The 21784-nt window shown below is 68.7% G+C and carries 23 protein-coding genes and 1 riboswitch; of the genes, 11 read left to right on the top strand and 12 right to left on the bottom strand.

What is annotated here, in order from left to right; translation table 11 throughout:
* The first annotated feature begins 51 nt into the window (after window positions 1–51).
* The 3 genes from O4N75_RS06265 to O4N75_RS06255 all read left to right on the top strand — a co-directional run bounded on the left by O4N75_RS06265 (window position 52) and on the right by O4N75_RS06255 (window position 2179).
* Entirely contained in the window at window positions 52–549 is a 498-nt protein-coding gene (locus tag O4N75_RS06265) for an Lrp/AsnC family transcriptional regulator (RefSeq protein ID WP_267230785.1), read from the top strand.
* 47 nt (window positions 550–596) lie between these two features.
* Window positions 597–1487 carry a pirin family protein gene (locus tag O4N75_RS06260; protein ID WP_269628493.1) on the top strand — a complete coding sequence of 297 codons (891 nt, stop codon included), beginning with the start codon at window positions 597–599 and terminating at the stop codon, window positions 1485–1487.
* Window positions 1488–1561: 74 nt separating this feature from the next.
* Complete coding sequence (locus O4N75_RS06255; RefSeq protein ID WP_269628492.1) at window positions 1562–2179, top strand: glutathione S-transferase family protein; 618 nt, start codon at window positions 1562–1564, stop codon at window positions 2177–2179.
* 175 nt (window positions 2180–2354) lie between these two features.
* Here the strand turns inward: O4N75_RS06255 and pgsA are convergent, their stop codons facing one another.
* The 4 genes from pgsA to O4N75_RS06235 are packed head-to-tail and all read right to left on the bottom strand — an operon-like array spanning window position 2355 to window position 7017.
* Entirely contained in the window at window positions 2355–2978 is a 624-nt protein-coding gene (gene pgsA / locus O4N75_RS06250) for a CDP-diacylglycerol--glycerol-3-phosphate 3-phosphatidyltransferase (RefSeq protein WP_269628491.1), read from the bottom strand.
* 25 nt (window positions 2979–3003) lie between these two features.
* Window positions 3004–3276, bottom strand: a complete 273-nt coding sequence (locus O4N75_RS06245; RefSeq protein ID WP_269628490.1) for a hypothetical protein — start codon at window positions 3274–3276, stop codon at window positions 3004–3006.
* A gap of 38 nt (window positions 3277–3314) precedes the next feature.
* The gene (gene uvrC, locus O4N75_RS06240) at window positions 3315–5183 is read right to left on the bottom strand and encodes an excinuclease ABC subunit UvrC (protein WP_269628489.1); all 1869 of its coding nucleotides are present in this window, start codon (window positions 5181–5183) and stop codon (window positions 3315–3317) included.
* Window positions 5184–5229: 46 nt separating this feature from the next.
* Window positions 5230–7017, bottom strand: a complete 1788-nt coding sequence (locus O4N75_RS06235; protein WP_269628488.1) for a long-chain-acyl-CoA synthetase — start codon at window positions 7015–7017, stop codon at window positions 5230–5232.
* A gap of 172 nt (window positions 7018–7189) precedes the next feature.
* Here O4N75_RS06235 and O4N75_RS06230 point away from each other — a divergent pair, with 172 nt between their 5' ends.
* The 3 genes from O4N75_RS06230 to O4N75_RS06220 all read left to right on the top strand — a co-directional run bounded on the left by O4N75_RS06230 (window position 7190) and on the right by O4N75_RS06220 (window position 10380).
* Window positions 7190–7924, top strand: a complete 735-nt coding sequence (locus O4N75_RS06230; RefSeq protein WP_269628487.1) for an HAD family hydrolase — start codon at window positions 7190–7192, stop codon at window positions 7922–7924.
* A 122-nt stretch (window positions 7925–8046) separates the two neighbouring features.
* Complete coding sequence (locus O4N75_RS06225; RefSeq protein ID WP_269628486.1) at window positions 8047–10080, top strand: ATP-binding protein; 2034 nt, start codon at window positions 8047–8049, stop codon at window positions 10078–10080.
* 84 nt (window positions 10081–10164) lie between these two features.
* Window positions 10165–10380, top strand: a complete 216-nt coding sequence (locus O4N75_RS06220; RefSeq protein WP_267230776.1) for a hypothetical protein — start codon at window positions 10165–10167, stop codon at window positions 10378–10380.
* Here the strand turns inward: O4N75_RS06220 and O4N75_RS06215 are convergent, their stop codons facing one another.
* The gene (locus O4N75_RS06215; RefSeq protein ID WP_269628485.1) at window positions 10381–11124 is read right to left on the bottom strand and encodes a pentapeptide repeat-containing protein; all 744 of its coding nucleotides are present in this window, start codon (window positions 11122–11124) and stop codon (window positions 10381–10383) included. It lies immediately after the preceding gene.
* A gap of 127 nt (window positions 11125–11251) precedes the next feature.
* Window positions 11252–13072: a phosphomethylpyrimidine synthase ThiC gene (thiC, locus tag O4N75_RS06210; protein ID WP_269628484.1), complete on the bottom strand. Its 1821-nt coding sequence runs from the start codon at window positions 13070–13072 to the stop codon at window positions 11252–11254.
* 55 nt (window positions 13073–13127) lie between these two features.
* Window positions 13128–13235: riboswitch (TPP riboswitch) on the bottom strand.
* 88 nt (window positions 13236–13323) lie between these two features.
* Between thiC and O4N75_RS06205 the strand changes: the two genes are divergently transcribed.
* From O4N75_RS06205 to O4N75_RS06195, 3 genes are all read left to right on the top strand, one after another.
* Entirely contained in the window at window positions 13324–13719 is a 396-nt protein-coding gene (locus O4N75_RS06205) for a DUF6491 family protein (protein ID WP_269628483.1), read from the top strand.
* A 69-nt stretch (window positions 13720–13788) separates the two neighbouring features.
* Window positions 13789–14793 (top strand): D-cysteine desulfhydrase, encoded by a 1005-nt coding sequence (locus O4N75_RS06200; RefSeq protein WP_269628482.1) that lies wholly within the window; start codon window positions 13789–13791, stop codon window positions 14791–14793.
* Window positions 14790–15479 carry an amino acid racemase gene (locus O4N75_RS06195; RefSeq protein ID WP_269628481.1) on the top strand — a complete coding sequence of 230 codons (690 nt, stop codon included), beginning with the start codon at window positions 14790–14792 and terminating at the stop codon, window positions 15477–15479. The genes O4N75_RS06200 and O4N75_RS06195 overlap by 4 nt, the downstream gene beginning before the upstream one ends.
* Here O4N75_RS06195 and O4N75_RS06190 read toward each other — a convergent pair.
* Complete coding sequence (locus tag O4N75_RS06190) at window positions 15476–16927, bottom strand: FAD-dependent oxidoreductase (protein WP_269628480.1); 1452 nt, start codon at window positions 16925–16927, stop codon at window positions 15476–15478. The two genes, O4N75_RS06195 and O4N75_RS06190, sit on opposite strands and share 4 nt — an antisense overlap.
* A gap of 142 nt (window positions 16928–17069) precedes the next feature.
* Between O4N75_RS06190 and O4N75_RS06185 the strand changes: the two genes are divergently transcribed.
* Window positions 17070–17636 (top strand): TetR/AcrR family transcriptional regulator, encoded by a 567-nt coding sequence (locus O4N75_RS06185; protein ID WP_269628479.1) that lies wholly within the window; start codon window positions 17070–17072, stop codon window positions 17634–17636.
* Here O4N75_RS06185 and O4N75_RS06180 read toward each other — a convergent pair.
* A complete protein-coding gene (locus O4N75_RS06180; RefSeq protein WP_269628478.1) occupies window positions 17633–18334 on the bottom strand; it encodes a DUF4336 domain-containing protein in 702 nt (233 codons plus the stop codon). The genes O4N75_RS06185 and O4N75_RS06180 overlap by 4 nt on opposite strands.
* Before the next feature lie 95 nt (window positions 18335–18429).
* Here O4N75_RS06180 and O4N75_RS06175 point away from each other — a divergent pair, with 95 nt between their 5' ends.
* Window positions 18430–18735: a DUF1971 domain-containing protein gene (locus tag O4N75_RS06175; RefSeq protein WP_269628477.1), complete on the top strand. Its 306-nt coding sequence runs from the start codon at window positions 18430–18432 to the stop codon at window positions 18733–18735.
* A gap of 74 nt (window positions 18736–18809) precedes the next feature.
* Here the strand turns inward: O4N75_RS06175 and O4N75_RS06170 are convergent, their stop codons facing one another.
* From O4N75_RS06170 to O4N75_RS06155, 4 genes are all read right to left on the bottom strand, one after another.
* Window positions 18810–19658: a neutral zinc metallopeptidase gene (locus O4N75_RS06170; protein WP_269628476.1), complete on the bottom strand. Its 849-nt coding sequence runs from the start codon at window positions 19656–19658 to the stop codon at window positions 18810–18812.
* A gap of 69 nt (window positions 19659–19727) precedes the next feature.
* The gene (locus O4N75_RS06165; protein ID WP_269628475.1) at window positions 19728–20090 is read right to left on the bottom strand and encodes a hypothetical protein; all 363 of its coding nucleotides are present in this window, start codon (window positions 20088–20090) and stop codon (window positions 19728–19730) included.
* Between the two features lie 37 nt (window positions 20091–20127).
* Window positions 20128–20685, bottom strand: coding sequence for a tetratricopeptide repeat protein (locus O4N75_RS06160; RefSeq protein ID WP_269628474.1), 558 nt, complete (start codon window positions 20683–20685; stop codon window positions 20128–20130).
* Window positions 20686–20807: 122 nt separating this feature from the next.
* A complete protein-coding gene (locus O4N75_RS06155; RefSeq protein ID WP_269628473.1) occupies window positions 20808–21713 on the bottom strand; it encodes a DMT family transporter in 906 nt (301 codons plus the stop codon).
* Window positions 21714–21784 lie beyond the last annotated feature (71 nt).

The raw sequence follows: 21784 nt of genomic DNA, 5'->3' as shown, positions 1-21784 counted from the left end.
TCATTTCGGGGCAAGATTGACGCCGAATTATGCGGTTTGATGGAGGAAAAATTGTCCGAGGCCCTCGACGCGGTCGATGCCAAGATTCTGGATCTCATCCAGCACGACGCCGGATTGTCGGTCGCCGAGATCGCTGAACGGGTCGGTTTGTCCTCCAGCCCCTGCTGGCGGCGGATCAAGCGGCTGGAAGATACGGGCGTCATTCAGCGCCGGGTGACCATTCTCGACCGCGACCTGCTGGGCCTGGGCTTCGAGGTCTACTGCACCGTCAAGCTGAGCCTGCCGACCAAGGACAACCTCGACGCCTTCGAGACCGCGATCACCAAGCTGCCCGAGGTGGTCCAGTGCGCCACCGTCACCGGCGCGGCCGACTACGAGCTGCGCGTCGTGACCCGCGACATGCATGCGTTCGACGATTTCCTGCGCGACAAGATCCTGTCGCTGGGCCTGGTGTCGAACATCGAGAGCCGCATCGTGATCCGGTCGGTGAAGAACACCACCGCCGCGCCGCTCGGCCTTGTCAGCCCCTATGTGAGCGCGCAAGGCTAGCCTCGTTCCTGCGCTCCCTCGCAGGAACCTGCGCAGGGAGCCGGACCATGATCGACCTCGTCATAGACCAACGCCGCAAAGACCTCGGCGGGTTCGAAGTCGGCCGCGTCCTGCCGTTCGCCAAGCGTCGGATGATCGGCCCCTTCATCTTCTTCGATCACATGGGGCCGGCAGATTTCCAGGCCGGCTTCGGCCGCGAGGTCGACGTGCGCCCCCACCCGCACATCGGGCTTTCGACGCTCTCCTACTTGTTCGAGGGCGAGATGACTCACCGCGATTCCGTCGGCGTCACCCAGCCGATCCGGCCGGGCGAGGTGAACTGGATGACCGCCGGCAGCGGCATCACCCATTCCGAGCGCTTCGAGACCCTGCGCGAAAAGGGCGGCCGGATGAACGGCATCCAGACCTGGATCGCCCTGCCGGTCGAAGACGAGGAGATGGCCCCCGCGTTCAACCACTACTCGCCGGACGTCCTGCCGACGCATGAGGAAAAGGGCATGTGGGCGCGGCTGATCGCCGGCCAGGCCTTCGGCGCCTCGTCCCCCGTAAAAACCCATTCGCCGATGTTCTATGTCCACTGGCACCTGAACGCCGGCGCCCGGGCGCAGCTTCCCGCCGAGTACCCCGAGCGCGCGGCCTATGTCGCCCAGGGCATGGTCGAGGTTGACGGGCGCCAGTTCCACGAGGGCCAGATGCTGGTCTTCGAGCCCGGCCAGCCGGTCCTGTTCACTGCGATCAGCGACGCCATCGTCATGCTGCTGGGCGGCGAGCCGATCGGCCCACGCCTGATCGAGTGGAACTTCGTCTCCTCGTCCAAGGACCGCCTGGAACAGGCCAAGGCCGACTGGCGGGCCGGACGCATGAAGCTGCCCGACGCCGACGACCAGGAATTCATCCCCCTGCCCGAGCCGCCGCCGGCGGCCAATCCCATGTCCTGAGGGCGCTTGGGGCTTGATAGCCCCAACGTAAACCGCGCCAAATGCCGGCCGCACAAAAGTCCAGGGAGGACGGCATGAAACTCTACACGTCGATGGGCCCCAATCCGGCCGTCGTGGCCATGTTCCTGGCCGAGAAAGGCGCGCAGGTTCCGACCGAGAAGGTCGACCTGATGGCCGGCGAAAACCGCCAGCCGCCCTACGTCGCCAAGAACCCGGCCGGCCAGCTGCCCTGCCTGGAGCTGGACGACGGCTCGTACCTGGCCGAGATCACCGCCATTTGCGAATACCTCGACGAGAAGTTCGCCGGCCCGTCTCTGATCGGCTCGACGCCCGAGGAGCGCGCCGCCACCCGCATGTGGGTGCGCCGCATCGACCTCAACATCTGCGAGCCGATGGCCAACGGCTTCCGGTTCGCCGAGGGCCTGCCGCTGTTCCAGAGCCGCCTGCGCACCATCCCGCACGCCGCCGGCGACCTGAAGGAACTGGCCCAGGAGAAGATCACCTGGCTGGACGGCCTGATGACCGGCAAGACCTGGGTGGCGGGCGACCGTTTCACCCTGGCCGACATCCTGCTGTTCTGCTTCCTGCAGTTCGGCGCCTCGGTCGGCCAGCCGATCAACCCGGACAACAAGAACATCGTCGCCTGGGTCGAGCGCGTGAAGGCCCGCGCCGCCGAGAAAGCGCCGGCCTGACGGAGCTCAGCCCGGCGCTAGGGGTGTCATCCCGGTTTCGGGGCAGCCGAAGACCGGGACCCATTTGCGCTGTCCTGGCGGTATGAGGCGCGGCCGCGCCAGCACGTGCCCATCTGGTGTTCATGGGCCCCGGACAGTCGCTATGCGACTTCCGGGATGACACGTCGACGGCAGTCTATAGGGCGCTGAGCGCCTTGCGGGTCTGCTCCCAATACTGGGCGCCGGTGATCAGGGTGACGATGGTCGCCAGCCACATCAGGCCATGGGCGAACAGGGTGACCGGCTGCTCGATGGCCGGTTCCGGCGGCAGGCCGAAGGCGCCCCACGAGGCGACCAGCAGCTCGGCCGCCAGGGCGGTGAGCTGCAGCGTCGTCTTCCACTTGGCCAGCATGGTGACCGGCAGCTTCACGCCCTTGCCGGCGCCGACCTCGCGCAGCGCGCTGACCGTGAACTCGCGGAACAGCATCAGCCCGGCCGGCAGCACCACCGCCGGCTGGCCGCCCATGGCCAGCAGGCCGAGGATCGCGCCGCAGACCAGCACCTTGTCGCCGATCGGGTCGAGGATCGCGCCCCAGACGCTGACCGCGTCCAGCTTGCGCGCCAGCCAGCCGTCGAAGAAATCGGTGACCGCGGCGATCACGAACGACCAGAAGGCCCAGCGCTGCAGCGAAAACTGCGCCTCGGGCGTCAGGTGCTCGCTGACATAGGGCACCGCCCCGGCCGCCGTCGCCAGCGCCAGAAACACGAAGAGGGTCAGGACCAGCCGCAGCGAAGTCAGGATGTTCGGTAGAGCTTTCATGGCGGCTTTAACGCAGTGCGGTCCTTTAGGTGGCCGGCGTCAGCTCGACCTTCTGGGTTTGCTTGACATAGACGCAGATTCGCTTGTCCGCGCCTTCCCGTAGCACGGCAAGCCCGTAGGTCTGCGTACCCAGCGGATGAACCAACACCTCCGGAGACGTCATGCCGGTGGTCTTGGCCGCGGCCAGGCACTTGGCGGCGACGTCGGCGCGGAACTCCTCCCAGGCGTCGGGCGAGCTCGCCTCACTGGCCGCGGGGACCATGGTCGCGAACACGGCGACGGCGGCGATGCGGATCATGGGCCTCTCCTCGTCGGGGCGGCAGACTAACCGCAGATCTAGCTTTTGCGGAAGAAGTCGAAAATCCTCTGGGCGAGCGCCTCGCTCACCCCGTCCACCTTGGCCAGATCGTCGACCGAGGCGCGGCTGACCCCGCGCGCCGAGCCGAAGGCGTGCAGCAGGGCCCGCTTGCGGCCAGGCCCCACCCCGTCGATCTCATCAAGCGGGTTCTTCTTGATGTCCATGGCCCGGCGGGTCTGGTGGCTGCCGTTGGCGAAGCGGTGGGCCTCGTCGCGCAGGCGCTGCAGGTAGTAGAGCACCGGCGATTTCGGCTCGAGCATGAAGGGCGTCTTGCCCTCGATGAAGAACCGCTCCAGCCCGGCGTCGCGGTCCGGCCCCTTGGCGACGCCGACGACGTTGATGTCGTCCACGCCGATGTCAGCCATGACTTCCAGCACCGCGGCTAGTTGCCCTGCGCCGCCGTCGACCAGCACCAGGTCTGGGCGCACCGGGTTCTCGCCGGCCTCCTCCTCCTTGACCAGGCGCGAGAAGCGGCGACGCATCACCTCCTTCATCATGCCGTAGTCGTCGCCGGGGGTGAGGTCGGTCCCCTTGATGTTGAACTTGCGGTACTGGCCCTTCTGGAAGCCGTCGGGCCCCGCCACGATCATGCCGCCGACCGCGTTGGTCCCGGAGATGTGGGCGTTGTCGTAGACCTCGATCCGCTCGGGATTGGCTTCCAGGCCGAACGCCTCGCAGACCCCGGCCAGCAGTTTCGACTGGGCCGAGCTTTCGGCCATCTTGCGGCCAAGCGCCTCGCGCGCGTTGGTCAGGGCGTGCTCGACCAACTGGGCCTTCTCGCCGCGCTTGGGCTGGTTGATCTCGACCTTGCGCCCGGCTTTCACGGCGAAGGCTTCCGACAGCAGCTCGCACTCGGCCGGCTCGATATTGGTCAGGATCAGCTTGGGGATCGGCTTGTCGTCGTAGAACTGGCCGAGGAACGCCGACATGACGTCGGGGTCCTCGTCGGACTTGTCGACCCGCGGGAAGTAGGCTCGGTTGCCCCAGTTCTGGCCGGCGCGGAAGAAGAACACCTGCACGCAGGCCTGTCCGCCCTCGGCATGGAGCGCGAAGACGTCCGCCTCCTCCAGGGTCTCGGGGTTGATCTGCTGTTCCTGCGAAACCGAGGCCAGCGCGCGGATACGGTCGCGGATGCGGGCGGCGCGCTCGAACTCCATCTCATCGGAGGCCGCCTGCATCTCGGCCGACAGCCTGCCGACCACCGCCCGGCTCTTGCCGCGCAGGAAGTCTTCGGCCTGATCGACCAGGCCGGCGTAGTCCTCCAGGCTGATCAGCCCTGTGCACGGCGCCGCGCAGCGCTTGATCTGGTGCAGCATGCACGGGCGCGTGCGGCTCTCGTAGACGCTGTCCGAACACGAGCGCAGCAGGAACGCCTTCTGCAGGGTGTTCAGGGTCCTGTTGACCGAAAGCGCGCTGGCGAACGGCCCGAAATAGTCGCCCTTGATGGTGTGCGCGCCGCGATGCTTGCGTAGCTGGGCGGCCGGATGCTCGCGCCGGATGACGATCTCTGGAAAGCTCTTGTCGTCGCGCAGCAGCACATTGAAGCGCGGCTTCAACTGCTTGATCAGGTTGATTTCCAGCAGCAGGGCGTCGGTCTCGGTGCGGACCGTGACGAACTCCATCGACCGGGTCAGGTCGACCATCAGGGCGATGCGCTGGGTGTGGAAGCGGCCTTGCGCGTACTGCAGCACGCGCTTCTTCAGCGACCGCGCCTTGCCCACATAGAGCACCTCTCCGCCCTCGCCCATCATGCGATAGACGCCCGGCGCGTCCGGCAGGCGGCGCACCTCGTCCTTGATCAGGGCTGCGCCCTGCAGGGGCGCGTCGGCGGTCACTTCGGTCGGCATGTCGCCAATATAGGCGAGTCCGCGCCGCGGCGTAGGGCGCGCGGCGCTAGAGCTTCACCCCGCCGGCCAGGATCTTGGCGTGGCCGGGCTTGGTCATCTTCACATAACCCTTGGTCGGGTCCTTGTAATAGACCGGGCCCTTGAAAGCGGAAGGATCAAATCCTTCCGCCACCAGGTCGATCTTGCGGTATTTGAAGGTGCCGGTGGTCTCGATAGCCGGCAGGATGCGCACGAACACCGGCTGGGCGTAGGACGGCAGCTCGCGGTTCACGATCTCCTCGAAGACCTTGATGTCGAAGTCGGGATCGACGACCAGCCCGGCCATGCCGGCACGTCCGTCCGCGCCCTCGACCGCAACGCCATAGACATTGGCCTCGGCCACGCCGGGGATCGCCTGCAGGTGGCCGGCCACCTCGCCCGTCGAGACGTTTTCGCCCTTCCAGCGGAAGGTGTCGCCGATGCGGTCGACGAAATAGAAGTAGCCGTCGACATCGGTCTTCATCAGGTCGCCGGTGCGGAACCAGGCGTCGCCTTTGGCGAACACGTCGCGCAGGATCTTCTTGTCCGAGGCGGCCTTGTCGACATAGCCGGTGAACTCGCTGCGCGCGTCGTGGCCGATCTTGCCGATGCACTCGCCGATCTGCCCCGGACCGGCCTCGATGCAGAGGCCGTTCGGGCCACGAACCTCCTCTTCCTTCTCGACGTCGAATTGGACGAGCCGGAAGTTGAACCGCTCCTTCAGCCACTTCGGCACCCGCCCGATCGCCCCGACCTTGCCGTCGAAGTTGAACATCGAGACGTTGCCCTCGGTCGCGCCGTAGAACTCGAGGATCTCGGGAATGCGGAACCGGCTCTTCATCTGCGCCCAGACGTCGGCGCGCAGGCCGTTGCCGAAGGCCAGGCGGATCTTGTGCGCCCGCTCGGCCTCGACCTCCTCGTGGTTTACGAGGTAGCGGCACAGCTCGCCGATATAGACGAACATGGTGCAATTCTCTTCGACCACGTCGTCCCAGAAGTGGCTGGCCGAGAACTTCTTGCGCAGCACCACCGAGCCGCCGTTCAGCAGCGCCGCGCCCAGCGCGCAGAGCCCGCCGGTGGCGTGGTAGAGCGGCAGGGTGACATAGACGCGGTCCTTGTCGGTCGCCCCGGTCGAGCCGGCGAATCCGCGCATGTAGAGCTGGGCCCGGACATGCGTGATGCGCGCTGCCTTCGGCAGGCCGGTCGTGCCGCTGGTGTAGATGTAGAGCGCCGTATCCTTGGCGGTCATGCCGTCGCGCACGGAGCGGTCGGGCGGCAGTTGGCTGCAGCTCTTCAGCGCCTGGCTCAGGTCGCGCTGGTCGCCATGCGCCTGGCCGAGCACCCATTGCTGCATGGGCCGTTCCAGAAGCCCCTTGGCCTGCTCGAAGGCCGGCGAGGTTTCGCCGTCGACGATGACATGCGCCGCGCCCGAGAGGTTCAGGCAGTGGGCTAGCGGCGCGCCTGTCAGCTGGTTGTTGATCAGGGCGGTGACGGTGCCGATCTTGGTCAGGCCGTACCAGATCGGAAAGTACTCGATCCGGTTAGGCAGGAAGAGCGCCACGGTCTGGCCGCGCCGCACGCCGATCCCCTTGGCCCAGTGGGCGAAGCGGTTGGCCACGGCGTCCATCTCGCCATAGGTCAGCGTCTTGTGCTCGAAGGTCAGGGCCGGACGCTCGCGCCACTGCTCGACCGCCGCCTGGATGTCGTCGCAGATCAGGTTGTCCGAGGTCGGCGCAATCGACTTCACCCGCTTGAGGGTGCGTCTCAGACTGCGAAAGAACCGCCAATCACGCTCCAGACGCGCCTTGAGTCGCATTCATTCTCTCCGACGTGACGCCACCTTGGAGGCGCCCGGTCAGGGGGGTCAAGCTGGGCCATGGCCGCATCCGGTCACACACGCGTCAGGCGAGCGCGAGCGTGGCGGAAAGGACTCACCCGGCGGCGGCGGGGCTGGAATCGCCGGGCTTTCGCTGGCATCCCAACGCGCCATGAGCAGCCTGCCCAAAGCGATTCTGTTCGACCTGGACGAAACCATCATCTCCTTCGGATCGCGTCGGCTGATCCTGCAAGCGGTGATCGAGGAGTTCGCCGCCCGCTTCGCCCCGGTGACGCCCGAGGCCGCCGGCATGGTCATGGAGGCCGGGTTCCGGCGGTTCTGGTCGGACGAGGCCCGGGCCGCCATCTGGCGTCAGAACCTGGGCGCCGGCCGCATCCTGGCGGTCGAGGAAGGCTTCGCGGAACTTCGCGACCGTGCGCCCGGCCTGACCGCCGGATTCGCCCATGCCTTCGGCGAGCGCTTTCACATCTATCGCGAGCAGCAGGCCAAGTTCTTCCCCGGCGCGCTGGAGACGATCCAGGCGTTCCGCGACCTGGGCGTGAAGCTGGCCCTGGTCACCAACGGCGCGGCCGAGCCGCAGCGCGCCAAGGTCGAGCGCTTCAACCTCGCGCCGCTGTTCGAGCACGTGCAGATCGAGGGCGAGGCCGGATTCGGCAAGCCGGCAGAACAGGCCTACGTCCACGCCATGCAGGTGCTTGGCGTGCAGCCGCATGAAACCTGGATGGTCGGCGACAACCTCGAGTGGGAAGTCGCCGCGCCGCAGCGCCTGGGCATCTACGCCATCTGGCATGACCATCTCGGCGAGGGCCTGCCGGCCGGCAGTCCGATCCGGCCGGATCGGATCGTGCGCTCCATCGCAGAGCTCAACCCGCGCGAGCGGGGCTGAAGCTCAGGGCGAAACCTGCGGGTCATTCGCCTATTTCGTGCAACTTGCCGGACCACACCCTCCCTTAACCACCTTGTCGCCACTGTCGCGATCTGTAGCGCCGATCGAGGGGCCGGGGGCAAATGCGGCGGGAGTCCGAGTTTAGGTTGCTGGCGCCGCTGGTCGCGCTGGCCCTGGGCGCGATGGCCGTGTTCGTCGCCAGCCTGCTGATCTGGGCGCGGCAAGTCGATGCCGACGTCCGCACCCGCGAGATCGCGCTGGTCGAGCGCGGGGTCCTGACCAGCATCGCCGAGATCGAACGCTCGATCCTTCCCGAGACCAACTGGGACGAGGCGGTGGTCAACCTGGACAACCGCTTCGACGCGGCCTGGGCCGACGCCAACCTCAATGACTACTTCGCCCAGAATATCGACTTCGAGCACCTGTTCGTCCTCGATGGCGACAACCGCCCGCTCTATGCGCGGCTGCATCGCCAGACCGTCGATCCGTCCACCTATCAGAGGTTCCGTGGCGCCGAGCCGCTGATCGCCCAGGTCCGGCAGGCAGAGGCCGAGCGCGGCCCGATCGGACGGCGCGGCCCTGGGGGACCGCGTGAGCCCGTCTCGCACGCGATCCAGGCCAGCGACTTCATCGCCCACGACGGCGCCGTCTACCTGGTCACGGCCACCCTGGTGCAGCCGGATTTCGCAACCGCCGTGCCGCTGCGCGCCTATGCGCCGATCATCGTCATGGCTCTGAAGATCGACCCGGCCTCGCTGGGCAAGCTGCAGGAGCGGCTGCAACTGCAGAACCTGCGCTCAGGCGTCGGCGCCTCGCGCGCCGCCTCGGGCGACGCCGAACTGAAGCTGCCGACCGGCCAGGGCGAGACCCCGCTCTATCTGAGCTGGACGCCCCAGAAGCCCGGCGCGGCCCTGGCTCGCGCCGCCGCCCTGCCGGTGGCGCTGGTGCTGCTGGCCTTCGGCCTGGTCGGTGCGGTGATGATCGCCCGGATCCGCAAGGCGGCGCTGGAGTTCCTGGCCAGCCACCGCTCGCAGAGCGAGTTTCTCGCCAATATGAGCCACGAGATCCGCACGCCGCTTAACGGAGTCAACGCCATCGCCGCGGCGCTGGGCAAGACCTCCCTGACCGCCTCGCAGGCCGAGATGGTCGGCATCATCCAGGGCTCGGGCGAGTCGCTGGAGCGGCTGCTCTCGGACGTGCTGGACCTTTCGCAGATCGAGACCGGCGACGTCGAGGTCGTCACCCGGCCGTTCCACCTGGGCGAGGCGATCCGCGCCGTCGCCGCCCTGGCCGGCCCGCGGGCGCAGGAGAAGGCCCTCGACGTCATACTCGACCTGGACCCCGCCGCCGAGACGGTGGTGGTCGGCGACGCCGTGCGAGTGAAGCAGGTGCTCGTCAACCTGCTCGCCAACGCCGTGAAGTTCACCAGCGAAGGCTATGTCGCGATCGCGGTGCGCACCGACGGCCCCGACCGCTGGCGTATCGACGTGCAGGACACCGGCATGGGCTTCGATCCGGCCGACAAGGACCGCTTGTTCGGACGCTTCGAGCAGGGCGACCGCTCGCGCACCCGCCGCCACGGCGGGGCCGGCCTTGGCCTCACCATCGCCAAGCATCTGGTCGGACTGATGAACGGCGAGATCGACGCGACCGGCGCCCCCGGCGAAGGTGCGACCTTCACCGTCAGGCTGCCGATGACCGTGGTCGCCGCGCCGGTTCAGGTCGATCCCGAGATCGAGGCCGAGGCGGCGCCGGACCGGCCGCTACGCGTGCTGCTGGCCGACGATCACCCAACCAGCCGCCGCGTCGTCCAGGTGCTGTTCGCCGATCTGCCGGTCGACCTGGTCTGCGTCGAGAATGGCGAACAGGCCTGCGACGCCTTCGCCGTCCAGCGCTTCGACCTGGTGCTGATGGACATGCAGATGCCGGTGATGGACGGCCTGACCGCCGTGCGGGCCATCCGCGAGCGCGAACGCCTGCGGGGCATGAGCCACACCCCGATCGTCATGCTGACCGCGAACGCCCTGCCTTCGCACCAGGCCGCGAGCCTGAGCGCCGGCGCCGACCTGCACATGGCCAAGCCGATCGAGGCGGCCAAGTTGTTCGGGGTGCTGCAGGCCGTCGCCGATCGCCAGACGGTGGCCGTCGCCGCCTAACGGCCAAGCGACCCCTTGCCGCATTCCCGAACGCCGTTCTCTGTGGCTTTTGCCGGCCGCAGTCGCGATCGTGAGGTCTTGTTGATGCTGAAGCTGTTGTTTTCGAGCTGGGGCGCCGAGTGGGGCACCGCGGCCCTGGTGTTCTTCGTCAGCGCCGCCGTCGGCCGTTTCGCCGCCGAGGGCATGAACACCCTGCAGTGGTGTGGCGCCATCACCGCCGTGCTCGCCTCGATCACCGCCGCCGTCGCCGTCCGCGTCTGGAAGGCCGAGCCGGTGAAGGTCCGCGCCGACCGCGACTGATCACTCGGCGTGGACGTCCACGCCCATCGCATTCAGCAGTCTGTACTGCTGATCGACCGTGATCTTCATGCCTTGCAGGGTGGCCAGTTCCGTGAGGTTCAGGCCGCTCACCTCCGCGCCGCGCAGATCGGCGCCGGCCAGCTTTGCGCCGACGGTCAGGGCCTGGAACAGGTCGCACTCGCGCAGGTCCGCCCCCTCCAGGTCGGCGTCGACCAACACCGCCTCGCGGAAGTTTGAGCGATTGAGGTCGCCCTTGGGCAGCCGCAGCTGGGTCAGGTCCGCGAGCTCCAGGTTGCAGCCCTTCAGCGCCCCGGCCCACTGAACGACATTACGCCCGAAGGCTCGCCCGAAGTCGGCGCGGACGAAGGCGGATCCGCGCAGGTTGCAGGCCTCCATTTCCACGCCCCAAAGGCTCGAACGCTCAAGCCGCGCGAACGACAGGTCGCACTTGCGCAGCCGCGCCTCCTCCAGCCGGCAGAAGGCGAACACCGTCCCGACGTGGCCCTCGTCGTCGGCAAAGCTGCAGCCCTCGAACACCGCCTCGCGCAGATCGGCGTGGGTGAAACGGCAGCGGACCAGCCGGCAGTCCTTGAACCGCGCACCCTGCAGGATCGCCCCCTGAACGTGGCCGTCCTTGAGCGTGCAGCCCTCGAACACCGCGTCGGTCAAGTCGGCGTCCGTAAAGTCGAGATCCGACAGGTCCAGATCGGCGACCTTCACGCCAGCCTTGAGTTCGATCGCCATCATCACCTCCGCTCACCCCGGCGAAAGCCGGGGCCCAAGCTGACTAAGCCCTATCCACGTCGGAATCGGTCGCAAGCGGTAAGGCCGCATGGATCCCGGCTTCCGCCGGGACGAGCGGTGGATCGGATCACTCGGTCTTCACGTAGATCTCGCCGCCCTCGGCGCGGAATTTCTCGCTCATCTGCTCCATGCCGGCAGCGACGTCGTTCTGCTTGGCGGCGGCCTCGCGGATGTCCTGGCTGATCTTCATCGAGCAGAACTTCGGGCCGCACATCGAGCAGAAGTGCGCGGTCTTCATCGCCTCCTTGGGCAGGGTCTCGTCGTGGTACTGGCGCGCGGTTTCCGGATCGAGGCCGAGGTTGAACTGGTCCTCCCAGCGGAACTCGAACCGCGCGCGGCTGAGCGCGTCGTCCCACATCCGCGCCGACGGGTGGCCCTTGGCGAGGTCGGCGGCGTGGGCGGCGATCTTGTAGGTGATCACCCCTTCCTTGACGTCCTCTCGGTCCGGCAGGCCCAGGTGTTCCTTGGGCGTGACGTAGCAAAGCATGGCGGTGCCGAACCAGCCGATCATCGCCGCGCCGATGGCGCTGGTGATGTGGTCGTAGCCCGGCGCTATGTCGGTGGTTAGCGGGCCGAGGGTATAGAACGGCGCCTCGCCGCAGGCCGCCAGTTGCTTGTCCATGTTGGCCTTGATCTTGTGCATGGCCACGTGGCCCGGCCCTTCGATCATCACCTGGACGCCGTGCTTCCAGGCGATCGGCGTCAGCTCGCCCAGGGTCTCCAACTCGGCGAACTGCGCGGCGTCATTGGCGTCGGCGATCGAGCCGGGGCGCAGGCCGTCGCCCAGCGAGAACGACACGTCGTAGGCCCGCATGATCTCGCAGATCTCTTCGAAATGCTCGTAGAGGAAGTTCTCCTTGTGGTGCGCCAGGCACCACTTGGCCATGATCGAGCCGCCGCGGCTGACGATGCCGGTGACGCGCTTGGCGGTCAGCGGGATGAACGGCAGGCGGACCCCTGCGTGGATCGTGAAATAATCGACGCCTTGCTCGGCCTGCTCGATCAAGGTGTCGCGGAAGACCTCCCAGTTCAGGTCCTCGGCGACGCCGCCGACCTTTTCCAGCGCCTGGTAGATCGGAACCGTGCCGATCGGGACCGGGCTGTTGCGGATGATCCAGTCGCGGATGTTGTGGATATTCCTGCCGGTCGACAGGTCCATGACCGTGTCGGCGCCCCAGCGGATCGCCCAGACCATCTTGTCGACCTCGTCGGCGACGGTCGACAGCACCGCCGAGTTGCCGATGTTGGCGTTGATCTTCACCAGGAAGTTCCGGCCGATGGCCATCGGCTCGAGTTCGGTGTGGTTGATGTTGGCCGGGATGATCGCCCGGCCGCGGGCCACCTCGTCACGGACGAACTCAGGCGTCACGAAGTCGGGGATTGAGGCGCCGAAGTCCTCGCCGTCGCGGATCGCCCCGTCGTTCTCCTGGCGACGCAGGTTCTCGCGGATGGCGACGTATTCCATCTCCGGCGTGATGATCCCGCGGCGCGCGTATTCGAGCTGGGTGACGGCCGCCCCACCCTTGGCGCGGTAGACCCGGCGCGGCGCCGAGAATTGCGGAGCCAGATGCTCGCCCTTGGCGAAGCCGTTGTCCTCGGGCTTCACTTCGCGAGGATTTTCAACCACCTCGATGTCGCCGCGGGAGACGACCCAGGGCTCGCGCACGCGGGCCAGACCCTGGTCGATGTCGATCTTCGCCTTGGGATCGGTGTAGGGGCCGGAGGGGTCGTAGATGGTCACCGGCGGCTCGTTCGCCGACGGATGCACCGCCACCTCGCGGAACGGCACGCGGATGTCGGGCCACAGTACGCCGGGCTGATAGACCTTGCGCGAGCCGGGGCGCTCGCCGGTGGGTATGGCGTCTTTGACGGGCGTCTGAATGTTCACCGGCAAGCTCCTATGCGGCCAGAAGGCCTGCCGGCGACCGGGAATCCGGGCATGCGCATGCTCGGAACGCCTTCCCTTCGCCGGCATGACCCGGATCAGGTTCTACGGGTCGCGGGCTCGCCCGCCTCTCAGCCGCCTAAGCGCGGCCCCCCGAGGACAAGCGCCAGTCATAGGCGCGAACGCCGCCAATTGAAAGCGCCGCCGTCCAGCCGCAATCTGGCGCCTAGACTGGCCGTCTCAGGAGGATCGCCATGCAACGCCTTATCCTCGCCGCCCTCGCCGCCGCCGCGCTCGCCGCGCCGGCCCTGGCCCAGGAGCCCGCCAAGCCGGCCGGCCCGTCCAACCAATGCTTTCGGATGAGCCAGATCGACAACCACACCAAGGGCGACGACCAGACCGTCTACCTGTCGGTGCGCCACCGCGACGTCTATCGCCTGGGGATGTCCGGCAACTGCCTGGCCGGCGCCAGCTCGAACGACGCGCTGGTCATGGCGCCGACCGCGGGCGTCGACCTGATCTGCCGGCCGCTGGATCTAGACATTAAGGTCCACACCAATCCCGGGATGCTTTCTCCCTGCATCATCAAAGACATAACCAAACTGACGCCCGAGCAGGCCGCCGCCCTGCCGCCCAAGATCAAGCCCTAGCTGGGCCAGAGAATCTGGGCTCGCGAGCGACCTTGGCCGCGTGCTAGGCAGGCGCTTGAGGAGTATCCCATGCAGCTTGCCAGGTTCCCGCGCGCGCGGTTCGCGCACCTTCCCACCCCGCTGGAGCCCGCCCCGCGGCTCGCGGCCGAGCTGGGGATCAAGTCGCTATACGTGAAGCGTGACGACTGCACGGGCCTGGCCGGCGGCGGCAACAAGACCCGCAAGCTGGAATTCCTGGTCGGCGACGCCCTGGCGAAAGGCGCCGATACGCTGATCACCCAAGGCGCCGTTCAATCCAATCACGTGCGCCAGACGGCGGCGGCCGCCGCCAAGTTCGGCCTGGCCTGCGAGGTCATCCTGGAGGCCCGCACCGGGTCGAACGCGGCCGACTATAACGGCTCGGGCAACGTGCTTCTCGACAGGTTGCTCGGCGCGGCCATCAGGAACGTGCCGGGCGGGACCGACATGAACGCCGAGCTCGAAAAATCCGCCCAGGCGGTGCGCGAGCGCGGCGGCAAGCCGTACGTTATTCCAGGCGGGGGTTCGAACGCGATCGGGGCGCTCGGCTATGTCGATTGCGCGCTGGAGCTGGTGCGCCAGGCGGACGCCGAGAACCTGACCATCGACCGTATCGTCACGGCGACCGGCAGCGCCGGTACGCACGCCGGTCTGGTCGCCGGCCTTGCCCTGCTGGGGGCCGACATCCCCGTGCTGGGGATCGGGGTGCGGGCGCCGAGAGATGTCCAGGAAGCCAACGTTCACAAACTGGCGGTCGAGACCGCCGCCCTGCTGGGTCACGGCGATCGCGTCACCCGCGAGATGACGCTCGCCAATTGCGACTATGTCGGCGCCGGCTACGGCCTGATCGACGAGGGCGTGATCGACGCCCTGAAACTGGCGGCGCGGACCGAGGGCCTGCTGTTCGACCCGGTCTATACCGGCAAGGCGGTCAAGGGCCTGATCGACCTGGCCCGCAAGGGGACCTTCAAGGACGAGACGGTCGTGCTGCTGCACACCGGCGGAGCGCAGGGCCTGTTCGGCTATCACAGCGAGCTCGAAGGATCGCTCACGTGAGCCTGGTCCTGGGCGTGCTGGGCGGGATGGGACCGGCGGCGACGCTGGACTTCCTCGCCAAGCTGCAGGCGCTGACGCCCGCCGAGCGTGACCAGGACCACATCCGCACCCTGGTCGACATCAACCCGCAGGTGCCCGACCGCAACGACCCGGTGAACCGGCCCGGCCCGGTGCTGGCCGAGATGGCCGGGGCCCTGCGCGGGGCCGGCGCCGACGTGCTGGCCATCGCCTGCAACACCGCCCACGCCTATGCCGACGTCATCACCCGCGCGAGCGGGCTGCCGCTGATCGACATGATCGGCACGGCCTCGGCGGCCGCCCGCGACAGCGGCGCGCGGCGGGCCGGGGTGCTGGGCACCCGCGAGGCGCTGAAGCTCTATCGCGAGTATCTGGCCGCCCTGGGGATGGGCATGGTCACCCTGGAGCGCGAGCGCCAGGAAGACTTCATGGCGCTGCTGTATCGGATCAAGGCCGGCGAGCGCGGACCCGACGTGCGCAGCGGTATGGCCGCCCTGACCGCCGACCTCGCGGCCGGCGGGGCCGAGGCGATCATCGCCGGCTGCACCGAGGTTCCGCTGGTGATCGAGGCCGGCTCTGGCCGGCTGCCGTTCATCGACGCCGGCGAAGCCCTGGCGCGCCGCTGCGTGGCGGTCTGCCTGGGCCTCGAACCGGTTCCTGCCCACTAGCCGGCGGCGACCGCCTCTGCGGCGGCGCGCTCGCCGGCCCGGATCGCGCCCTCGACATAGCCGGTCCAGATCTCGGCGGTCTCGGTGCCGGCCCAGTGCACCCGGCCCACCGGCGCGCGCAGCGACGGCCCGTAGGCCGACAGCACGCCGGGCGGCGCGAAGGCCCCGTAGCAGCCGCGCGACCACTGCTCGGTCGACCAGTCCTGCTCCACATAGTCGAGCGGCGTCGCCGCCTGGGGCCCCAGCCCCTCGACCAGCAGACGCAGCACCTCGGCGCGCCGCTCGGCGGGCGAGCGCGGGCTCCACTCGCCGGCATGGGCGCCGTCGAAGAACCCGGCGATCAGGCCGCGCGGCTGCCCCGGCGGGCTGACGTCGAAGGCCGGGCCGAAGGCGAAGGCGTCGCTGAACAGCGAGCCGTTCAGGCCCGCCTTGCGCCAGAACGGGGTCTCGTAGGCCACCCAGACCTTGATGCACGAGCCCATCGGCATCCGCTGGGTCAGGGCGTCGCGCGCGTGCGGCATCATCGGCGCGTAGTCGATGCGGCCGGCCAGCGGCGGCGGCAGGGCGACGATCACCCGCGGGGCGGTGTAGCGACCGTCGTCGCAGACCACCTCCACGCCCGAGGCGTCCTGGCGGATCGTGCGGACAGCGCTGTTCAGCTTCACCGCCGGGCCGAGCTCGGCGGCCATCCGCGCGGCGACCTGATGCAGCCCGCCGACGAACAGGAAGTTCTGCGCCCCGCCCGGTCCCGAGGAGATCAGCGTCGCAAGGTCGCCGGCCGACTGCAGGTAGAACAGCACGAACAGCAACGAGACGTCGTGCGGCTGGGCGCACAGCAGGGCCGGGATCAGCATCTCGAACACCCCGCGCCCGCCCTTGGTCTTGGCGTGGCCGTCGAGCCAGGTGGCGAAGGTGATCCGATCCAGCGCCTCGGCCTCGGGCGCGGCCCAGGGCGCCACGCCCTTGAGCTTGCCGGCCATCTGCTCCAGTTCGCCGACCATCGCGGCGAAGTCGGCCAGGGCGTCGGGCGGCAGGGCCGAAAAGGAGTCCTCGCCCCGCCCCATCCCGCGCACGCCGTTCACCTCGAACAGGTTCTTGCCGTCGAGGAAAGTCGGATAGGCAGCCACGCCGTAGCCCTTGGCCAGTTCGGCCAGCCGCGTCTGGGTCGGACCGAGCCACATGCCGCCCAGATCGATGGTCACCCCGGCGATCCGGCCCGGCTTGACCCGCCCGCCGACGCGATCGCGGGCCTCCAGAACCACCACCCGGCGTCCGGCCGCCTTGAGCGCGCGGGCCGCGGCCAGGCCGGAGAAGCCGCCGCCGACCACTATCACGTCGGCGGTCTGGGCCGCCGGCGTCGACGCCCCGGCCGATCCGCCGACCGCCATGGCCCCGGCGCCGGCCATCGACGCCGTAAGCACCGCGCGCCGATCAGGTTGGTTCTGCATCCTCGCCTCCGATTATTTAATTATACGCGTATAATTAAATCGACGAACGACGATCGTGCAATAGGGTTCGTGCGGCCACGGAGGACGGATGACGCAGGCTCGGAGGGGACGGCCCCGGCGTTCGCCGGAGCAGGTGGACGCCATGCGCGAGCGCATCATCGCCACCGCGCGCGGCCTGTTCGCGGCCGAAGGCTTCCAAAGCGTCTCGATGCGCAAGGTCGCAGCCGAGGCCGGCTGTTCGCCGATGGCGCTCTATGGCTATTTCCGCAACAAGAACGAACTGCTGCGCCACGTCTGGGAGCAGTTCTTCGACCCGCTGTTCGCCTCGGTCGTCGAAGCGGCGGCGATGGCGGCTACCCCGCAGCAGCGCCTGCGCGCCATGTGCCAGGCCTATCTCGCCTACTGGCTGGCGCATCCGGACCAATACCGGCTGGTCTATCTAAACGACGACCGCGTGGAGGACGGCGAGGTCTTCTACGCCCACCTGCCGGAGACCGCGAACCGCCACGCGGTGTTCTCCGAAGCCATCGCCGACTGCCAGGCCGCCGGCGAAATCGCGCCCGGCGACAAGACCGCCAAGGGCGAGGCGCTGCTCTGCATGATGATCGGCGTAGCGCACAACCTGATCACCGTCAGCGAGCATCGCTGGTCGCCGGGAACGCAGTTGCTGGACGTCATGCTGGACGGCCTGTTCGCCCAGCGCGCCTAGGCTGTGAGCCAGCCGAAGGCGCCGGCGATGAACGCGCGACCGTCGCGTTCCACGGGGGTTCCATGGGCCATGACCACCTTGTCGCTCGGCCAATCGAGAATGCGCGCCAGGCTGGCGCGGGCGGCGCGGCGGTCGGTGAAGGCGACCCGGAACTTGCGCGGCACCGCGGGCTGGGGCTGCGTCATCAGGTCCAGCCGCGCGACCAGCGCCCGCCAGCCGGTGAACCAGCCGGGCGGGAACTGCTGCAGCAGGTCGGTGAACAGCACCGTGCGGCTGGGGCGATGGAAGAACACCGCCTCGGTGGTGATCGCGTTGCCGGCCATCAGCACGTAGTCGAGGTCGGCCGGCCAGTCGCCTGGCGGCGTCTCCCCAAGCTCGACGTCAATGCGCAGGTCGGCCCGCTTGGCCGCCAGCCCCGGCGCGGCGTACAGCCGAGCGGTCGGGAACGCCGAGCTCCATTGCGCCAGATGCAGGTCGTGCAGCGAATTGGGCGCGACCAGGACAGCGACCTCGCCCAGCGCTGCAAGCTCCGCGGCCAGGTCGTCGTCGAGCCCCACTGGCGACCAGACCAGCAGGCCGCCGCCGGTCAGGCCGATCACCGCCATCCGCGTCGGATAGCGAAACCCGGCGACCTGCGCCTGGCCGCCGTCCGCGAGCCAGATCTCGGGCCCGAAGGGATGTAGACGCGACGTGATCATGGCTCGCCCCCTTGGTCGCCGCGCCTTTGACGACGATCACTGCGCCCCGCCGGAAGTCGTGCCACTCTCCGCGGACCCAGCAGAGGGATCAAGCCATGACCAGGCCGGCCGACAGATTTCCCGACGACGTGGTCGCCTATCGCCGCACCCCGGAGTTCGACGCGACGACGACGCCCGCCGGCCTGCTCAGCGAGCACAACACCAAGGCCGGGGTCTGGGGACGGATCCAGGTGATGGAGGGAGCCCTGCTCTACCGCGTCACCGATCCACGACGCGAGGCGAGCGAGCGGTTGTTGACCCCGGAGGGCCGGCCCGGCGTCGTGGAGCCGCAGATCAAGCACCACGTCGCGCTGACCGGCCCGGTCCGTTTCTACGTCGAGTTCCTCAAGGCGCCCGACTAGAGCCCTTCCCACTCACGTTGGATCATGGTGAGTGGATAAGAAGGGCTCTCAAGCCGACCGGGACAGGGCCTGGGTCAGAGCCGTCCGGCCCGGAACGTGTCGCAGGCGGCCGGATCGCCCTTCTCCACCCCGATGCGGAACCAGCGCATGCGCTGCTCGCTGGAGCCGTGGGTGAAGGCGTCGGGCATGACGCGGCCTTGGGCCTGCTTCTGGATCGCGTCGTCCCCGACCGCGGCGGCGGCGCGGATGCCATCCTCGATGTCGGCGGGATCCAGCGCCACCTGGCCGCCGGACGCGGCCGGGGCGTGGGCGACCCAGACGCCCGCATAGCAGTCGGCCTGCAGTTCCAGCCGCACGGCTGAGGAGTCTGCGCCGCGCGAGCCGCGCTCGACGTTGTTGGTGGCGCCGGTCAGGTTCTGGACGTGGTGGCCGACCTCGTGGGCGATGACATAGGCGCGCGCCGCCTCGCCCTTGGCGCCGAAGCGGCTTTCCAGCTCATTCCAGAACGCCAGGTCGAGATAGATCTTCTGGTCGGCTGGGCAATAGAACGGCCCCATCGCCGACTGGCCCATGCCGCAGCCGGTGCCGGTCGCCTGGTCATAGATCACCACCGCGGCCGGGCGGCGATAGCGCTGGCCCTCGGCCGCGAAGATCGGGCTCCAGACATCGGTGGTCGACTGTTCGATGACGTCGACGAACTGGCCGCCAGCGTCCTGGGTCGTGCCGCGCACGCCCTCCTGCTGCTCGGCCTGGCCGCCGGTTCCCTGAACCACAGACATGGTGGTCGACGGATCGATTCCGAAGACGAAGTAGCCGATCAGCGCCAGGGCCAGGCCGCCCAGCCCGATGCCCCCGACCCCGGCCGCGCTCATTCCGCGGCGATCTTCGATGTTGCCGCCTCTTCGGCCGCCCTGCCAACGCATATCTCAATCCTTCCCGTGGCCCCTCAACGCCCCAGCCCGGCGAGAGGATGCGGCCGAACGGCGCGGCTGTCAGCGCTTGTTTTGCGAAGCTTCCCGCACCCGGGCGTTCGAGGCCGCCAGGGCCGCGTCGGGGATCGAGGCGTAGCTGCCCATGTTGAGGAGCGGCGGCCGCACCTCGGGGTCCAGCGGCGCGAGGGTCGGGCCGCGCTGGGCCTGCAGACCCTGCAGGCGTTCCTGGCTCTGGATCCGCGCGTCCAGAGCGTTGAGGTCGTTCTCCAGCGCCACCGACCGCTGTCGGTCGATCATCTGCTGGGCCTGGAGCTCCTGGTTGCGGATCGTCAGGTCGCGGGCGACGGGATCGCGCGGCGCCTGGGCCGGAGCCGGCGAAGCGGACGCGGCGAGAACGGCCAGGGCGAGGAGCATCGTTCGCATGGTCATCAAACGTCCAAACCGGCCGCAAGGCTCCGCATCAGCGGCGCGAAACCGTGAAGCGGCTCAACTGCTGGCGCGGCGCGTCCCAATCGGGGGCGATTTCCAACGCCTTCTGGTAGTCGAAATAGGCCGACTTCGGGTCGTCGAGACCTTCGTGGGCCAGGGCGCGGTTGTAGTAGGCCTTTTCCGGCTCGCTGACGCCCAGTTCGAGGCTGCGGTTGATGTCGCTGAGCCCCTCGGCGTAGCGCTTGCGGCCGATCGAGGCCGCGCCGCGGTTGACATAGGCCTCACCCATTTCCGGCTGCAGGCGGACAGCGAAATCGAAGTCGCGGGCGGCGTCCGAGAAGGCCGCGCGGCGCAACTTGAGCACGCCGCGATTGACGAAGGTGCCGGCCCGGTCGCGCGGATCGAGCAACTCGGTCTCCAGCGCCAGGGTGCAGGAATCCTGAAACTTGGGATCGTCCTCGCCGCGGATGGCGGCGTCGGCGCAATCCTGGGCCAAGCCGCCGCCGAACACGCTGACCGCGCCCTCCGCTGTCGTCGCGATCGCCAGCATCGCCAGCGCCATCATCGCGAGCAGGACCCCCTTGAACATCGTCAGCCTCCGTGTGTCCGCGACGGCCGGAGTCAGGCTGGGAAGGGCCCGACGCGCGTTCGTCCGGCATCCGGAAGGGTCCTCCCGTAACGCCGGTCTGTCAATGTCAAGGCAGAGCGCCGTCAGGCGCCGCGGCGCAGGCGGCGGGTCTCGCGATAGAGGATGTAGACGCCGCTGCCGGCGACCACGAGCGCCCCGGCGATGGTGGCGGCGCGGGGGATCTCGTCCCAGACCAGGTAGCCGATGATCCCGGCCCAGATCAGCTGGCTGTAGTCGAACGGCGCCACCACCGCGACCGGGGCGCGGCGCAGGGCCTCGGTCAGGAACAACTGCCCCGTGCCGCCGATCAGGCCGGCGCCGATCAGCATGGCCAGGGTGGTCAGGTCGGGGATCGTCCAGCCCCCGAACGGCAGGCTGGCCAGGCCGAGCAGCATGCCGGCCAGGGTGAAGTAGAAGACGATGGTCGGGCCCGGTTCGGTGCGGCCGATCTCGCGGATGGCGATCATCGCCCCGGCCGCGCCCAGCGCGCCGAGCAGCGCGAAGGCGGCGCCCAGATTGGCCATGTGGCCGGGATCGGGGCGGACCATGATCAGCACCCCGACGAAACCGATGGCGACCGCGGCCCAGCGATGGACCCCGACCACCTCCTTGAGGATCAGCGCCGACAGCGCGGTCATGAACAGCGGCGAGGCGAAGGACAGCGCCGTCGACTCGGTCAGCGGCAGCATCGAGACCGCGGTGAAGCCGCAGACCATGCCCACCAGCCCCACCGCCGCACGGGTGGCGTGGCCGCCCAGGCGGTTGGTCTTCAGCACCGAGAACCCGGTCGTCCGCGAGACGTAGAGCAGCACCGGCACGAAGGCGAAGGCGTTGCGGAAGAAGACGATTTCCAGCACCGGCGCGCCGCGTTCGGCGCAGGCCTTCACCAGCGCGGCGAGCACGGCCATGCAGGCCATCGCCGCCACGCGCAGGGCGATCCCCGCGCCGTTGCTCTGGGTGACGGCGTGGGACGGCGGGTCGGCGGGCACTGGTCTCTCCTTGGAATCGCCGTGCATAGAGGCCCTGCCCGCCCAGCGCCATAGCCGCCGGCCCCGGCCGC

Origin of the sequence: Phenylobacterium sp. NIBR 498073 (genome assembly GCF_027286305.1) — a bacterium.
Taxonomy (GTDB): Bacteria; Pseudomonadota; Alphaproteobacteria; order Caulobacterales; family Caulobacteraceae; genus Phenylobacterium.
Note: the sequence above shows the minus strand (reverse complement) of the source record. Positions and strands in the feature narration are given on the sequence as shown.

Bases quoted from the DNA above. Each gene is read 5' to 3' on its own strand.
- O4N75_RS06165 (WP_269628475.1), bottom strand. From the start codon at position 20,090: ATGCGAACGATGCTCCTCGCCCTGGCCGTTCTCGCCGCGTCCGCTTCG.
- O4N75_RS06190 (WP_269628480.1), bottom strand. From the start codon at position 16,927: ATGCAGAACCAACCTGATCGGCGCGCGGTGCTTACGGCGTCGATGGCC.
- O4N75_RS06255 (WP_269628492.1), top strand. From the start codon at position 1,562: ATGAAACTCTACACGTCGATGGGCCCCAATCCGGCCGTCGTGGCCATG.
- O4N75_RS06160 (WP_269628474.1), bottom strand. From the start codon at position 20,685: ATGTTCAAGGGGGTCCTGCTCGCGATGATGGCGCTGGCGATGCTGGCG.
- O4N75_RS06215 (WP_269628485.1), bottom strand. From the start codon at position 11,124: ATGGCGATCGAACTCAAGGCTGGCGTGAAGGTCGCCGATCTGGACCTG.
- pgsA (WP_269628491.1), bottom strand. From the start codon at position 2,978: ATGAAAGCTCTACCGAACATCCTGACTTCGCTGCGGCTGGTCCTGACC.
- O4N75_RS06220 (WP_267230776.1), top strand. From the start codon at position 10,165: ATGCTGAAGCTGTTGTTTTCGAGCTGGGGCGCCGAGTGGGGCACCGCG.
- O4N75_RS06260 (WP_269628493.1), top strand. From the start codon at position 597: ATGATCGACCTCGTCATAGACCAACGCCGCAAAGACCTCGGCGGGTTC.
- O4N75_RS06185 (WP_269628479.1), top strand. From the start codon at position 17,070: ATGCGCGAGCGCATCATCGCCACCGCGCGCGGCCTGTTCGCGGCCGAA.
- O4N75_RS06180 (WP_269628478.1), bottom strand. From the start codon at position 18,334: ATGATCACGTCGCGTCTACATCCCTTCGGGCCCGAGATCTGGCTCGCG.
- O4N75_RS06230 (WP_269628487.1), top strand. From the start codon at position 7,190: ATGAGCAGCCTGCCCAAAGCGATTCTGTTCGACCTGGACGAAACCATC.
- O4N75_RS06225 (WP_269628486.1), top strand. From the start codon at position 8,047: ATGCGGCGGGAGTCCGAGTTTAGGTTGCTGGCGCCGCTGGTCGCGCTG.
- O4N75_RS06245 (WP_269628490.1), bottom strand. From the start codon at position 3,276: ATGATCCGCATCGCCGCCGTCGCCGTGTTCGCGACCATGGTCCCCGCG.
- uvrC (WP_269628489.1), bottom strand. From the start codon at position 5,183: ATGCCGACCGAAGTGACCGCCGACGCGCCCCTGCAGGGCGCAGCCCTG.
- O4N75_RS06235 (WP_269628488.1), bottom strand. From the start codon at position 7,017: ATGCGACTCAAGGCGCGTCTGGAGCGTGATTGGCGGTTCTTTCGCAGT.
- O4N75_RS06170 (WP_269628476.1), bottom strand. From the start codon at position 19,658: ATGCGTTGGCAGGGCGGCCGAAGAGGCGGCAACATCGAAGATCGCCGC.
- O4N75_RS06175 (WP_269628477.1), top strand. From the start codon at position 18,430: ATGACCAGGCCGGCCGACAGATTTCCCGACGACGTGGTCGCCTATCGC.
- O4N75_RS06200 (WP_269628482.1), top strand. From the start codon at position 13,789: ATGCAGCTTGCCAGGTTCCCGCGCGCGCGGTTCGCGCACCTTCCCACC.
- O4N75_RS06205 (WP_269628483.1), top strand. From the start codon at position 13,324: ATGCAACGCCTTATCCTCGCCGCCCTCGCCGCCGCCGCGCTCGCCGCG.